The organism is Anaerocolumna jejuensis DSM 15929, from assembly GCF_900142215.1.
GTDB lineage: Bacteria > Bacillota > Clostridia > Lachnospirales > Lachnospiraceae > Anaerocolumna > Anaerocolumna jejuensis.
The window spans coordinates 18,203-32,074 of the sequence record NZ_FRAC01000045.1 but is presented as its reverse complement, the minus strand read 5'-3'; the positions used below and the strand labels follow the sequence as shown (position 1 = coordinate 32,074).

At 43.8% G+C, this 13,872-nt stretch carries 11 protein-coding genes; 7 read left to right on the top strand and 4 right to left on the bottom strand.

From position 1 onward, the window contains the following. Positions 1-176: 176 nt before the first annotated feature. The 6 genes from BUB77_RS27540 to BUB77_RS27515 all read left to right on the top strand — a co-directional run bounded on the left by BUB77_RS27540 (position 177) and on the right by BUB77_RS27515 (position 8,602). A complete protein-coding gene (locus BUB77_RS27540) occupies positions 177-929 on the top strand; it encodes an ABC transporter permease (protein ID WP_242962602.1) in 753 nt (250 codons plus the stop codon). Further along, positions 926-1,903 carry an ABC transporter permease gene (locus BUB77_RS27535; protein ID WP_073280388.1) on the top strand — a complete coding sequence of 326 codons (978 nt, stop codon included), beginning with the start codon at positions 926-928 and terminating at the stop codon, positions 1,901-1,903. The genes BUB77_RS27540 and BUB77_RS27535 overlap by 4 nt, the downstream gene beginning before the upstream one ends. A 534-nt stretch (positions 1,904-2,437) precedes the next feature. Further along, positions 2,438-5,056, top strand: coding sequence for a winged helix-turn-helix domain-containing protein (locus tag BUB77_RS27530; RefSeq protein WP_073280387.1), 2,619 nt, complete (start codon positions 2,438-2,440; stop codon positions 5,054-5,056). 292 nt (positions 5,057-5,348) lie between these two features. Next, the gene (locus tag BUB77_RS27525) at positions 5,349-6,290 is read left to right on the top strand and encodes an ABC transporter ATP-binding protein (protein WP_073280386.1); all 942 of its coding nucleotides are present in this window, start codon (positions 5,349-5,351) and stop codon (positions 6,288-6,290) included. 22 nt (positions 6,291-6,312) lie between these two features. Then, on the top strand, positions 6,313-7,464 hold the full coding sequence (locus tag BUB77_RS27520) for an ABC transporter permease (protein ID WP_073280385.1): 1,152 nt from the start codon (positions 6,313-6,315) through the stop codon (positions 7,462-7,464). Next, the gene (locus BUB77_RS27515; protein ID WP_073280384.1) at positions 7,439-8,602 is read left to right on the top strand and encodes an ABC transporter permease; all 1,164 of its coding nucleotides are present in this window, start codon (positions 7,439-7,441) and stop codon (positions 8,600-8,602) included. Before BUB77_RS27520 ends, BUB77_RS27515 begins: the two co-directional genes overlap by 26 nt. Positions 8,603-8,803: 201 nt before the next feature. Here the strand turns inward: BUB77_RS27515 and BUB77_RS27510 are convergent, their stop codons facing one another. Next, on the bottom strand, positions 8,804-9,586 hold the full coding sequence (locus tag BUB77_RS27510; RefSeq protein WP_242962603.1) for a helix-turn-helix transcriptional regulator: 783 nt from the start codon (positions 9,584-9,586) through the stop codon (positions 8,804-8,806). 320 nt (positions 9,587-9,906) lie between these two features. Between BUB77_RS27510 and BUB77_RS27505 the strand changes: the two genes are divergently transcribed. Further along, on the top strand, positions 9,907-11,058 hold the full coding sequence (locus BUB77_RS27505; RefSeq protein WP_073280382.1) for a glycoside hydrolase family 88 protein: 1,152 nt from the start codon (positions 9,907-9,909) through the stop codon (positions 11,056-11,058). 204 nt (positions 11,059-11,262) lie between these two features. Here BUB77_RS27505 and BUB77_RS27500 read toward each other — a convergent pair whose 3' ends face one another. Genes BUB77_RS27500 through BUB77_RS27490 form a run of 3 tightly spaced genes read right to left on the bottom strand, consistent with a single transcriptional unit; the run spans position 11,263 to position 13,862 of the window. Beyond that, positions 11,263-11,442 carry a hypothetical protein gene (locus BUB77_RS27500; RefSeq protein ID WP_073280381.1) on the bottom strand — a complete coding sequence of 60 codons (180 nt, stop codon included), beginning with the start codon at positions 11,440-11,442 and terminating at the stop codon, positions 11,263-11,265. Between the two features lie 25 nt (positions 11,443-11,467). After that, complete coding sequence (locus BUB77_RS27495) at positions 11,468-12,646, bottom strand: ABC transporter permease (RefSeq protein WP_073280391.1); 1,179 nt, start codon at positions 12,644-12,646, stop codon at positions 11,468-11,470. After that, complete coding sequence (locus BUB77_RS27490) at positions 12,597-13,862, bottom strand: ABC transporter permease (protein ID WP_073280380.1); 1,266 nt, start codon at positions 13,860-13,862, stop codon at positions 12,597-12,599. The genes BUB77_RS27495 and BUB77_RS27490 overlap by 50 nt, the downstream gene beginning before the upstream one ends. Positions 13,863-13,872: the final 10 nt, after the last annotated feature.

The following is a 13,872-nucleotide window of genomic DNA, read 5'->3' as shown; positions in this document are numbered from 1 at the left end:
TGGCTGTAAGTGTGAAAATTAAAAGGCAATTTTCACACACAAGATTGAGCCTGCGAAATCCTCGGCTCAATCTTGCGGCGCGTTGGGAAGGCATGCTATTAGTGTGAAAATTAAAAAGCAATTTTCACACCTAAATTTATGCCTGCGGCTCTAAGGCTGCAGGCTGTGAGAAAGGTATGGTTATTATTATGAAACGTTTTCTTTCGATACTGAAACTGGATTTCCTGAATCTGTTTAAAAACCCGGTACTGGTGGGGGCCAATACGATTTTCTCGGCTCTTTTAATTCTTGTCATGGGGTTCCTTGGAAGTGGCAACTATGCACAGGGCAAGGTGTCCTACCAATATTATCTGGTCTCCATGATGGTATTTGGTATGCTCAATGGTGCCATGACCGCCTCCAACTGCTTTATGGAGAGGGATATCAAAAAAGCCAATCTTCGTATCATTTACTCTCCGGTGGGAAGCTTTCCCATCTACTTTTCAAAGATAGCAGCTTCCTTTATCTTTGATTATCTGCTCCATGTTCTGGTAATTGCAGTATTGTGTCCTTTCCTTTCTGTAAGCATAGGAGCAAATCCGGGATATTTCATACTTTTAATGGCTCCTGTGGAATTTGCCGCAGCAGCTCTCGGAATCTTTTTTTGTTGCATCTTTCACAGTGAAGAAGCCAGCAGCACGCTCCTTAGTACGGTAGTCAGCCTGCTGTGTGTGTTAGGAGGAACCTTCTTCTCTTTGGACGGATTGGGCAGTACCATTGCCTTTCTCTCCAAAATATCGCCTGTAAGATGGTTAAATGAAGCGTTCTTCACCCTTTCCTGTGACAACAGCCTTCATTACTTTTTACCAGTATTCTGCCTGGCTGTTATAATATCCGTACTCCTTGTAATTGGATGCAGCCTGACCTTTAGAACGGAGGATTATCTATGAAAACATTTGTTACCGTACTAAAAAATGATTATCTGAGAACCAGGAGCCGGTTGATACTGGTCCTTGTCATGACATTGGTTGCCCTTTCTTCCATGCTGCTTGCGGTTCACCTTACAGGCGTACATCAGGTAAAAGGGCGGATTGCACTGATAGGGGAGACTCCTTTGGTTAAAACAGAGACATCGGAATATCTGAAGATAAAGGTTCTGGATAAAAAGCCTCCCTATTCCGCCCTTGTGGAGCAAAAATACGACGCATTTGTAACCGTTGATAAAAAGGGAAATTACCAGATAGAGACTCTTAGGAGGAAGGAATACCGGGATATGTTACTGTACCTGCTTCAGAACTCCAAGGCAGAGCCCCCGAAGCTGGGAACGGAAAGAGGAGCAGGAGTTACTATTCTTGGCTTTATGATGATGTTCTTAATCATGCTTTCCTTTTCCAACCTGTATGTCTTTGCAGACGATAAGGAGCAGGGACAGCTTGGAAGGGTCTTTATGGCACCGGCTTCTTTCACAGGGTATATGGCAGCCCATGTAGTATACTGCCTGTCCCTATTACTGCCGGAGTATCTGCTGCTGGTCCTCTTAAAGCTTAGCGGAAAAAATATCGGCTTTTCTCTTGCACAATATGCAGGTCTGATGGCAGTAATCGGATTTTTGGGAATCGCAGCGGCAATGCTTCTGCATGCACTGATACAAAAAGCAGATAATGCCAACATGCTTGGGAATTCCATCACCGTACTTGCAACGGTACTGTCCGGAAGCTTTTACAGCTTTAGCAAGAATAATGGTCTGTTAGACAATATCATAAAAGTGCTGCCTCAGAAGGAACTGATGGACTTCCTGGAAAATCTTGAAAAGGGAAGAGGAGCGGAGCATATGGGAGCCTTCCTGTACGTAATTGCTTTTTCCCTCCTTCTATTTGTACTTTCCTGCACAAGGCTACGGAAAATGTATGTCAGAAAGATATAATAAACGTTACAGCTAAGCCCTGCACACCAATTCACGGTAATTTTAAGGCAAAGTACAGATGATTTCTGGTTCCGTTCCTTCATTTTCTATTGAAGGGTTCCCTATGACACTTAAATGGCAGCCGTTATGACTAGGTTAAATTACACCAGTGTTTGAGCGCACAGTGTTAATATAACCAATAATTGTGAAGCGAGTTTGGTGCAATTTAGCCTTCCAGGAATAACGGCTGGCATTTTAGTGGAATTGGAACAGGAGCTAGCAGCTCCGAACTAGAAAATGAAGGAACGGAACCAGAAACCATCGTCCGTTTCCAAAGACTTAAAGCAAAGAAGTCTGAACTGCAGCTAATATACTGTGGCTTTATTAGGGCTTGCTTGTAAAAGCATTCAAACAGGAATATAATGAAAAAAATAGAGGTAAACTAACGGCTTTTATATTTCACAGAACTGAGCGTATTTTTATGCTCCAGATATACATCAAAAAACATGATATTTAGATACATGAATCTATTTTGAAATCATGAGAGGACTTACTATGAGATTTTCATCCGACACCCTGCTGCTTTCTACAAAACTGAAAATTCCCGCCCCAAGAAAAAATTATATCCTTCGGAGGGCATTGTTTGAAAAGCTTTCCGCCTGCAAGGATATGGGAGTGGTTTTCATCAGCGGAGGCGCGGGCACCGGTAAGACGACCCTGCTGACCTCCTTTATCCGGGAAACCGGCCTGAAGAATGTCTGCTGGGTATCCATGGATTCCTCCAATGCCAATGTCTATTCCTTTTGGCTGTACTTCACGGCGGCCGTCAATGCCTACTGGGAAGAGGATGAGAGTCTTTTGGAGATGATGCGAGCCAATACGGATGCCTCCCATATGGAAGGGCTCTTAATTGCGCTGATTAACCGGCTGTGCAGTGAGGAAGACTGCTACATGGTGCTGGATGATGTTCAATACGTAAAGGATGAGGTACTGATCAGGACCTTTGAATTCTTCTTAAAGGCTATGCCGCCGAATTTCCACCTCTTTCTGTTATCCAGAGAGGAACCGCCGATATATCTGGGACCTCTGGCAATGTCCGGGAGACTGCTCTTTATTGACGGAAAGCAGATGCAGCTGTCCTTTGTAGAAGGAATGTCCTTTCTGCGAGACACCCTTAAGCTTACAGGCAGTGACAGGGAGCTGGAAGAGCTTAACCGTTATGCGGAGGGCTGGATAGGCGGACTGCAGCTGTCAGTAGCGGCAGGACAGTATTCCGGACAGCTGCTGCGGGCAGGAGGGGGAATTGCAGTAAACTATCTTACCCGTGAAGTATTCGAAACTCTGACGGAAGCGGATAGGGTGTTCCTGATAAAAACAAGTTTTCTTTCATATTTTGATGCCCCAATCTGTATGAAATTGTTTGAAGGCTTTACGGAGTCGGAATTTGAGCAGACAGTGGAGGGACTTATCCGTAAGAATCTGTTTATTATCTGCATTGATGAAAGGAATAATGTATACCGTTACCACAATATCCTCTCGGAATATCTGGCGGAGCAGTTTAAAAAAATCCCGGAAAGGGAGAAAAGGGACCTTTGCAAAAAGGCGGCCGATATTTTTTTGGAGCGGGGAGACCTTGAGGAAGCAATGAATGAATATTATGCGGCAAAGGACTATGACGCTGTTCTTTCCATGGCCAGGACCATGGAAGGCAGGATAGAATCCTGGAACTGCCTGGACAAGGTGCCGCTTGAAAAGCTCATGGAGGATGCGGACCTTGCGGCCCAATGCTTTATGTATAACCTTGGAAATATGAATATGGACCGGTGCCAGGATATTTTTGAAAAATTCAGAGAATATTACGGGGACTCGGATATTTTTCATATAGTGCAGTTTGCGGAAGTGTATATTAGTCACAGCGATTGTATATTGCCGGAATATCACGCCCTGACTTCCGAACAGATTGACTGCCTTCCCTTTGGGCAGGGGGCAAAGGCCATGATACTGGTGGAGAATTCTGCCGCTCTTGTAGAGAAGATGGAGTATGAAGAGGCAGAAAGCACTGCAAAGAAGGCTATTCAGATAAGCGAAGGCATCAATGTATTTGTGGAATTCTTTGCTTACACCCAGTTAGCCCAGGTATATGAAGAGGTTGGGCGCATGAATGACAGCCTTGCCTGTTATGGCAAGGCAATGGAGATGTTCTATCATCCTTCCATGATGTCCGGGGTCGGTACAAGCTACTATTTTGGACTGGTGGGCGTTTATATGAGAAGGATGGAGCTGGAGAAGTCAGAAGAGACCCTGGAAGCCGCCCGCCTGTTAATGGACTCCTATCACATACGGATAGAGGTAGCCGAGGTAACGCTTGTTTTTCATGAGGCAGAGCAGAAATTCCTGACCGGCGACATAAAGGGCGGTTCTGAAAAGGCATATGGAATCCTGCGGCAGTATCCCAGCCTTAGCAGGCTGACTATGGCAAGGCTGATTTATGAACTGGATTGTGCCGGAAATCTGCCGGAGGCTATGGCCGGGGAATTCCTGGAGGAGCTGGAAACTGCCTTGAATTACAAAGAGCAGCCCTTTATGAGGCTCTTGCGGGCAAGACTTCTTTATAAACAGGGAGAAACGGAGGAAGCTCTTAGGGAAACAGAGGAAATAATGAAATTTTCCCGTCTCCATACGAATAAACTTCGCCTTGTAGAGGCAGGGGTTTTAAAGATATTCATGCTTACAGGCAGTATGGATAAGAATTTGCGGCACAGGGATATCAGTAATCTGTTAAAGGAAGCCATACATTACGCCTGGGAGGACCGCATACTGATGCCCTTTTACATGGACCGGGAAGTGCTTATTCCTCTGCTGAAGGAGCTTTATGAAAAAGAGAATGGAAAGGGAGCTATGCCTCCTGCTGAAATCAATTTTCTGAAAGATGTCCTGACTGCCTGTAAAGGCAGGGCAATCCTGTCAAAGGAGTCGGAGCTTTTGTCCGAGAGAGAGTCAGAGGTGCTGGCAGAGCTGGCCCGGGGCATTACCAACCGGGAAATTGCAGAAAAGCTCTGTATATCACAAGCAACGGTTAAGACCCACGTGCTTAGTATTTTTAATAAACTTGGGGTATCTTCCAGAATGATGGCTGTGGAAGCCGGAAGAAAGAAGGGGCTGCTAAGAACTTAGAGGTCAGAAAATAATTAGGCTTTATAGCCATTTATACCAATCCTGAAAATATGACAGGGCTGAATTTATAAAGGAGCTTTTGCAAAAGGAACAACAAATACCGGATATTGTATAGTTAAGCAAATTTATGCAGGATATCAGGTATGAAGTTTTTTTGCAGCAGCTCCTTTATTTTCTTCCTTTATTTTCATTACAATTGTCATATGAATATTTTACATATTGCACTTTTCATCCTTAGGAGGAACTGGTAATATACCAATAAGCACCAATAGTTTCCGGGAGGAGAAAGAGAATGAGTGAAACAGTCGTAAAGATTGAAAACCTGGTTAAAAAATATAAGAATTTGACCGCTGTCGACCATTTTAACCTTGAAATAAAAGAAGGAGAGGTACTTGGGCTTCTGGGTCCCAATGGTTCCGGTAAGACAACTACCCTGAACTGCCTTTTGTCCCTTTTAAGCTTTCATGAAGGGAAGATTGAGGTATTTGGAGAGAAGATGAAGCCGGAAAGTTATTCCTTAAAGAAGAATATCGGTGTAATATTCCAGAATGTGGCTGTATTTGATACCCTTACTGTCTATGAAAATATTGATTTTTTCTGCGGACTCTATGTAGAAGATAAAGGGCTGAGGAAAAAACATGTGGAGGAAGCCATTCAGTTTGTAGAGCTCAGTGATTTTAAGAATTTTTATCCCAAAAAGCTCTCCGGCGGTTTGCTCCGAAGATTAAATATAGCCTGCGGCATTGCCCATAAGCCCAAATTGATTATCCTGGATGAGCCCACAGTGGCAGTAGACCCCCAGAGCCGGAATAAAATCCTGGAGGGAATACAGGAGCTGAACAAACAGGGCGCAACAATTATTTACACCTCTCACTATATGGAAGAGGTAGAGGAAATCTGTTCCCGGGTTGTTATCATGGATAAGGGAAAGAATCTTGCGGAAGGTACCGCAGATGAGCTAAAGCGCATGATTAAAAACAATGAGACTATCTATATTGATGTCCGCTCCCTTTCGGAAGCAGATATGGATAATATCAGAAAGCTGAACCATGTATATTCGGTGGATTATTCGGAGGAGCGGCTTACCGTGAAATGTGACGGAGGTAACCACAATCTGATCCATGTAATGAATTATTTGCAGGAGCACACGATTCCTTTCGGCCGTGTTAATTCTGAGCTGCCCACATTAAATGATGTATTTCTTGAAATCACCGGCAAAGAGCTGAGGGATTAAGAGGGAAAGGAAAGAGGCCGTCATGTTTATACACTTATTGAGATACAAACTAAAAAGTCTTTTCCGGGAAAAAGATCTGCTTGGCTGGGTATTTGCCTTTCCCCTTGTGTTAGGAACCTTCTTCTACCTGTCCTTCGGCAATATGATTAATAATGAAGAATACGACTTTAAGCCAGTGCCGGTAGCCCTTGTTTCAGAAGGAAATACCGATGCTGCCTTTGAATCCATACTGGAGAACCTGAGCAAGGACACAGAGGACCAGCTATTCAAAGTAACAAAAACAGGGGAGGAAGCCGCCAAAGAGCTTTTAAAAGATGGCAAGGTGGACGGCATACTTTATACCTCGCCCGAGCTTTCGGTAACAGTTGCGGGAGAAGGATTAAACCAGACCATTATCAAATCCTTTCTGGAAAGGTATCTGAAGGATAAAGCTATCTATGAGCAGATTGGAAGCAACCATCCGGAAAAGATGGAGGCTGCTGCAGGACTGCTGACAAAGGATATTGCCTTTAACAAGGAAACTTCCTTTTCCAATACGAAGATGAATAATCTTTCCCAGTATTTTTTTGCATTGATTGCCATGACCTGCCTTTACGGTTCCTTTATCGGAGCACGTTCTGTCGAGGATCTCCAGGCGAACCTGTCCGCTATCGGAGCAAGGAGGGGAATTGCTCCTGCCCATAAGCTAAAGGTAATCTGTGCGGATTACCTAGGAGCGGTTATTGTAAACTTTGCTTCCATTCTATTGTTATTTTTCTATTTGATTATAATTTTAAAGATAGATTTTGGTACACGGATTCCCTATATACTGGCTACCGGATTTTTAGGCTCTGTCATCGGGGTGTCCAAGGGAACCTTTATTGGTTCCATAAGCCAGATATCCAGCCAATTAAAGGGTGCTATTATGTCGGCCGTAAATTTGATCCTGTCATTCTTAAGCGGTCTGATGTTTAATAACATGAAGGATATCGTAGAGCATAAAGCTCCCATCCTGAACAGGATCAATCCTGCAGCCCTGATAACGGACTGTCTGTATTCCCTTAATATGTATGAGAATTTTGATAGATTTTACAGTGATATTGCTATTATGGGAGTGATAGCCGTGCTGTTTATTACCGGAAGCTATTTACTGTTAAGGAGGACCCGCTATGCAAATATTCCAAGCATTTTTTAAGACCTTAAAAAAACGTTCCTTCAGTGTTATTATTTATTTTTGCATCTTTGTGGTATTGGCCTTAATGATGTCCGGCAACGGAAAGAAGCAAATCGAGGTCGCATATAAGGATACGAAGGTAGATATAGCTGTTTTAGACAGGGATAATTCGGTACTTAGTAAGAGCCTCTATCGTTATCTTGCCGATACCCAGAATATTGTAAAGATAAAGGATGACAAGGAGTCCATATCCGATGAGCTGTTCTTCCGGAATGTGGAATATGTACTCATAATCAAGAAGGGCTTTGAGGAGGGGATAAAGTCAGGAAAATACGAGGATGTGGTGGAAAACGTAAAGGTTCCCCAAAGTATCTCCGGAGAGCTTCTGGACAGCAAGATCAACCAGTACCTGACGGAATTAAGTGCTTATACAGCAGCCGGATATTCCTCGGAGGAGGCTGCGGAAAGCGCGCTTAAGACCTCGGAAATTAAAGTAAATGTAAAACTGGATAAGATACAGGGAGAAGGGGAGGAGAAGAGCAGCGCTTATTACTATTACCTGTTTATTCCTTATGTGCTGACTGGCATGCTGATGAGCGGTATTGGCGGTATTCTCATAACCTTCCGTAAAAAGGACTTAAACTGGAGAATAAAATGCTCTTCCCTTTCTGAAATAAGGAAAAATAGCATTTTGATTGCGGCCTGCGCTATCTTCAGCCTTGCCTGCTGGGCTCTTTTCGTCCTGCTTTCCCTGGTGCTGTACCATGACGATGTTATGACCGGAAAGGGCGCCCTGTTTATCCTGAACAGCCTGGTATTTTTACTGGTAGCGCTGAGCCTGATCTATATGGTAAGCTTCCTGGTAAAATCCTTAAACGCCCTGAATATGGCCTCCAATGTTATCAGCCTTGGACTCAGTTTCCTGGGAGGTATTTTTGTACCGTTAGAATTTATGAGTAAGCATGTTGTACAGTTTTCAAAGGCGCTGCCGACCTACTGGTATGTTATGACCAGCAGAACCATTGATTCCTTTTCCAGTACGGCAGAGCAGTATCATATCATCTTTCGCAATCTGGGAATCGAGCTTTTGTTTGCCGTTGTCTTTTTTGTAATCGCAGTGTATTTATCCAAATCAAGGGCAATTGCACAGCATGGCTGATGCAAGCAGCTCCGGACATTTTATTAATTAAAATTAGTTTGTAAATCTGTTAATCTCAGCTTTCATCTATGTAAATATGGAGTATAAAAATGCAACGAAGTGACTTTCACGGAGCTGAGTGTATTTTTATACTCCATATTTACATTCAATAAACTTGATATTGACTATAACCAAATTAAAATTAACAGCTTTATAAAGAAGCTACCTGGCGGCTTTATAAAGCTGTCTGTATTGTGTGGGGGTAAGCCCTTCCTTTTGCTTGAACTGCCGGATGAAATGCAGCTCATTCTCATAGCCGCAAAGGTCGGACAATACCTTAATAGGGGTATCGGTAGTGGACAGGTAGAATTTCGCACGTTCAATCCTGGCGAGGATGACCTCCTGCATACAGGAAAGGTGAAAGAATTCCTTATATAAATGCTGAAAGTAGGAGGGGCTTATGTGAATAGACTCTGCCATTGTGTCTACGGTCCAGTTCTGATGAGGGGTATTGTGGATATTCATCCTTAGCTGGTTCATTACCGGATAATATTTACTGCCGCCTCCTTCCGTAAGAGGAGAGGCAATCTGGGAATCCAGGCGGTAGAGAAGAATCCGCATAAGGGAGTCCTGCACCTGTTCTTTGTGAAGGGTATCAGAGTGATTCTCTTTGACCAGCAGGCGGACATAGTTGGACAAGGAATTTATCTGAGGCAGGTAAATGGGACTGTTAAAAGGAATTTTTAAGGAGTCTAAAAAAGGTTCCTCTCCTACAAAGTCAAAATGAATCCAGTCGTCATTATAAAAATTCCCTGCACTTTCATAATGCGTATAGGTATTGCGGTCAAAGAGAATCGCCATATTTGGATTTGTTGCCGCCAGCCTTCCGTTAAATTCAAAAAATGCCTTGGTCTTAACCAGAAGCAGAATATAATTTGGCACACCTGTTTTCCGAAGCATGCAGAATTTTGTTTGGTGCCTTGAATCATGGCCGCAGTTTGTCACAGCAATCAAAGGTCATTCCTCCTATAAAAAAAGCAGAAATAGTAAGTTAATAATATTATAAAGCATTGTCCTGATAAAGAAAAGAGATTATTATAAAGATAGATATCAGAGCCTGTAAATAATAAGGTCAGGACAACTTTATGAGTAGAATTCTTATTGGTTTTAACAGTTTTGGTCAATAGACAAACGGGAATCAGAGCTATTATCTTTTATAGGAATACATTTATAGGTAAAAGAAATTCAATTGAAAGGGCACAGTTTTTTCAATTACTGATTAACGAAATTCAATGGAAGATTGGATATTCAGGAAAGGGGTAAATATGCTTACAGAGAAGGATAAACAGTGGATAGAGGAGACAGCAGGCAGGATTGAGGAAAAGATAGCCTGGGTCAGTGAAAAATCAAGGAATAAGATTCCCTATACAACGGTAAAGGGTACCCATGACAGCTATGATGACAGTGATAAGCCCTATCGTATATCTTCCGGCATTGGCTGGTGGACCAATGGTTTTTGGGGTGGAATGCTCTGGCTTATGTATCATGAGACCGGAGAAGAAAAATATGCTGAGATTGCCAGAAGCTCAGAGGAAAAACTGGACAGGTGCCTTGCAGACTATTATGGGCTGGACCATGACGCAGGCTTTCTGTGGCTGCTGACGGCAGTAGCGGATTACAGGCTGACAAAGGAGCCGGAGGCCAGAAAGAGAGGGCTGCATGCTGCCAATATCCTGGCAGGACGTTTTAATCCGGTGGGCCGTTTTATCCGTGCCTGGAATAACTGGGATGAAAATGATAATACCGGCAAGGCTATTATTGACTGTATGATGAATATCCCGCTTTTATACTGGGCATCGGTGGAAACCGGAGACCCCAGATACCGACATATAGCAGTTATGCATGCAGACACGGCTATGGAAAATTTCATAAGGGCGGACGGCTCCTGTGAGCACATTGTAGAGTTCAATTCCCAAACCGGCGAGAAGGCTGATACCTATGGTGGGCAGGGCTATGAGAAGGGTTCCTCCTGGACAAGAGGGCAGGCATGGGCACTGTATGGCTTTACCTTAAGCTATCTGCACACAGAAAAGGAAGAATATCTGAATACTGCCAAAAGGGTGGCACATTATTTTATTGCCAATATCCCGGAAAGCGGCCTTATTCCCATTGATTTCAGACAGCCGGGGGAAGACACCTGGGAGGATTCCTCCGCGGCGGCAATTGCAGCCTGCGGACTGATTGAGATAGCAAAGGCAGTAGGAGAAAATGAGAAGAATTTGTATCTTAATGCAGCCTTAAAGCTCTTAAAGGCCCTGGAGGAGAAGCGAAGCAACTGGACCAGGGAGTGTGACTGTATCATTGAAAACTGTTCCGAGGCTTACCATACCAATAAGCATATAAATATCATCTATGCAGATTACTTCTTTATGGAGGCTATTTATAAACTAAAGGGCAATGACATTTTCTTATGGTAATATTCTGTAGGGATAGTATTCTATAAGGCAGTAGGGATAGTATCTCTGCTTTAGGCAGAAGCTTGCTCCGAGCCGGTGCAAAGCCTGTTCCGGGCTGGTGCAGAGGGGTGACAAAAAGCGGAATAAATTTTCTTTTTGTCAACCCTCAGTCCCGTCCCGGGACACCAACACAGTTTCATTCCAGGACACCAGATCAATTGCAGTCTATATGTGAAATAAATAAGAGATAGAATTAATAATCAAGTAAATCCCCAGCACCCTCAGCGGAATCCGCGGCCCGGTGCCGTCTTTTTTAAATAATCCCCTTGCCAGGGCACCTATGAAAAGATTGATCAGGATGCCTGCAAGCAATTCCAATATTGCTACTATCACAGAAGTATTCATAGTATCTATTCTTTCCTCCTTTTTCTCAGGATTTAACCAAATAGCTTTTCTTCCGCAAGGACATGGAAGATATGGCAAATGCTGCTCCTATGAAGAGCAGGGCAATGGCTGTAAGGGCCAACAAGGGTACAAGCTGGGAGGTGAGGGAGCTGTTATCAAATAGAACAGCTTTTAAAAGCTTCTCCCCCCAGGCTTCCGGTGTGAATTTGGATAGCAGTACAAGGTAACCCGGTGCCGTATCCAGAGAGAAGAAGGAGCCTCCCAATATTCCGGTAGCAATTATGATAACGGCAAAGGTAACGGTAAAATCCTCATGCCTTTTCATAAGCAGGGACAAGGGCAGGCTGATACCGGTTAATAAGAAAATATAAACCGCAAATATCAGGATAACAGGCAGCAGGTGCTCGAAAACAGGTAGGTTCAAAAGATATTTTCCGGTAAGAAGCACAGCCAGGATATGAAAAGCCCCGAACAAATAGGCGGCGGCTATCTTGGATGCCAGATACCTGTTATAGCTTGTGGGAGTACTTAACAGCCGGTAGTAAGTGTTGTTTTCCCTCTCTTCTATTAAGGTGCGAAAGCCCTGTATGATAACAAACCAGATAAACATTACCAAAAAGCCAAGGAGTGTCTGCGTCATTTCTTCTTGTTTAATAGCCAGGGTATCGGAGGAAGAGCTGTTTATTTCAGAACTGGAACTGCTCTTCATGCCGTTAAATACCTGAGAGGTAAGGCTGTTTACGGGGATACCTGACTTATTTGACAGATAGGAGGAGTCGGCGGCCACTTTTTTAAGGGAGGAAAGTTCCGTTGCTGCTACCTGTTTCAGGACAGCCGAATCGGTGGACTCAAAATTTATGATTATTTCAACGGGCAGGGGCTTATTGTTTAAGAGGGCATTGTCAAAATCCTTCCCAATAACAAGCCCCATTGGAATAAGCTGGCTGTCGACCTTTTTAAGAATGTTTTCTTTGCCGGTGCTTACAACAGTAATTTCCTTATGGCTGGAAAGCATTTGCAGGAATTGCGCGGAATAGGAGCTTTTGCTTAAGTCTGCTGCGTATAGGCAGGGCTTTTTGGAGGCATCTATGGAATTGGAAAACAAGTAGGTCAGTAAGACCGGTACGGCTATACCTGCCAGAATGATAAGCCGGTTAGAGAAGAGAAGCTTTAATTGCTTTTTTATTAATATCAGTATTTCCATGTCTTATAATCTCCTTTCCGCGGTAGATAAACATAGTCAGAATCAGGAAAAGCACCCCCATTAGAAACAGCTGCAGCAGGTTGCTGTAAACAGCGGCAAGCCCCTTGCCTTCGCAAAGGAAGAGATAGCAGTTAAGGGCTTTCCCATTGGGAATAATATTCTGTATGGACTGCAAGCCTTTCGGAAGGGCATCACTGCTGATAAAGGAGCCGCCCAGGAAACCAAAGCCATACAGAATGGGGGAAGCAAGGCTTGAAACGGCATTTTGATCTCTGGCAAGAAGCCCCCACATAAGGATGGGCGAGCCAATGGAAAAGGCATAGACCAGGGTAGTAATCAGGATTAGCCACGGGTTTCCCCATTTCATCCCAAAGACAAGCCTGCTTAAGAGGATAACGGCGCTCATCTGGAGGGTGAGGGTAAATATAATACTGCACAGCTTGCCGGACACATACTGAAACTGGCGGGCAGGAGTTGATTTTATCCGAAAGAGCGTGTGATTAAGCTTTTCCTCCACCACCTTGTGTACAAGGGTAAAAACAGTAGAAATGGAGAATAAAACTACCATGGCAATGGATACGTATTGCATGGCACTGACGGGAACCGCCCTGGAGCTGGTAGAAACCTCCGGCAGGGTGGCAGGGTAGGAGGCATCCAGCTGCTTTTTCATTTCATCCATTGTGACAGAGGTCTTCCCGGAGGCACCAAGGAGGGTATTAAAGGTCTTTTCTTCCTTAAGTACCACCTGGGTATTGCGGAGAAATCCCTCCAAAATACCCGTGACAATGAGCTTATCCACGGAAGTGCCGCTGTTTCCTGTTATAACAATCCCGTTTTGCCTTTGCTGTAAGAGGGCATTGGTGAAATCCTTCGGGATATATACAAATACCGATGCTTTTTTGTTTCTTACCAGCTGAATACCCTCCTTGCGGCTTGTAACCGGAACAAGGCGGAACAGACTGGCAGCATCCTTTGATTTCAAGACTTCATTTTCCAGTACTTTTCCAAAGGTAATTGTCCGGTTCCCGTCTTCCGCTCCCAGGTCCTCATTACAGACAGCCAGGGAAAAGGAAGAAATAGTGCTGTTTGAACCTCCCAGAGCCTTACTAAGCAGTAAGATCAATAGCATGGGGAATAATAACAGCTTGAGATAAAAGGTCTTGCTTTTCATTAATTGTTTAAAATCCAGTAAGGTAAAATGCAATATGTTATTCATAAGCCCTCCC

Bases quoted from the DNA above. Each gene is read 5' to 3' on its own strand.
- BUB77_RS27540 (WP_242962602.1), top strand. From the start codon at position 177: ATGGTTATTATTATGAAACGTTTTCTTTCGATACTGAAACTGGATTTC.
- BUB77_RS27515 (WP_073280384.1), top strand. From the start codon at position 7,439: ATGCAAATATTCCAAGCATTTTTTAAGACCTTAAAAAAACGTTCCTTC.
- BUB77_RS27505 (WP_073280382.1), top strand. From the start codon at position 9,907: ATGCTTACAGAGAAGGATAAACAGTGGATAGAGGAGACAGCAGGCAGG.
- BUB77_RS27525 (WP_073280386.1), top strand. From the start codon at position 5,349: ATGAGTGAAACAGTCGTAAAGATTGAAAACCTGGTTAAAAAATATAAG.
- BUB77_RS27495 (WP_073280391.1), bottom strand. From the start codon at position 12,646: ATGGAAATACTGATATTAATAAAAAAGCAATTAAAGCTTCTCTTCTCT.
- BUB77_RS27490 (WP_073280380.1), bottom strand. From the start codon at position 13,862: ATGAATAACATATTGCATTTTACCTTACTGGATTTTAAACAATTAATG.
- BUB77_RS27520 (WP_073280385.1), top strand. From the start codon at position 6,313: ATGTTTATACACTTATTGAGATACAAACTAAAAAGTCTTTTCCGGGAA.
- BUB77_RS27530 (WP_073280387.1), top strand. From the start codon at position 2,438: ATGAGATTTTCATCCGACACCCTGCTGCTTTCTACAAAACTGAAAATT.
- BUB77_RS27535 (WP_073280388.1), top strand. From the start codon at position 926: ATGAAAACATTTGTTACCGTACTAAAAAATGATTATCTGAGAACCAGG.
- BUB77_RS27500 (WP_073280381.1), bottom strand. From the start codon at position 11,442: ATGAATACTTCTGTGATAGTAGCAATATTGGAATTGCTTGCAGGCATC.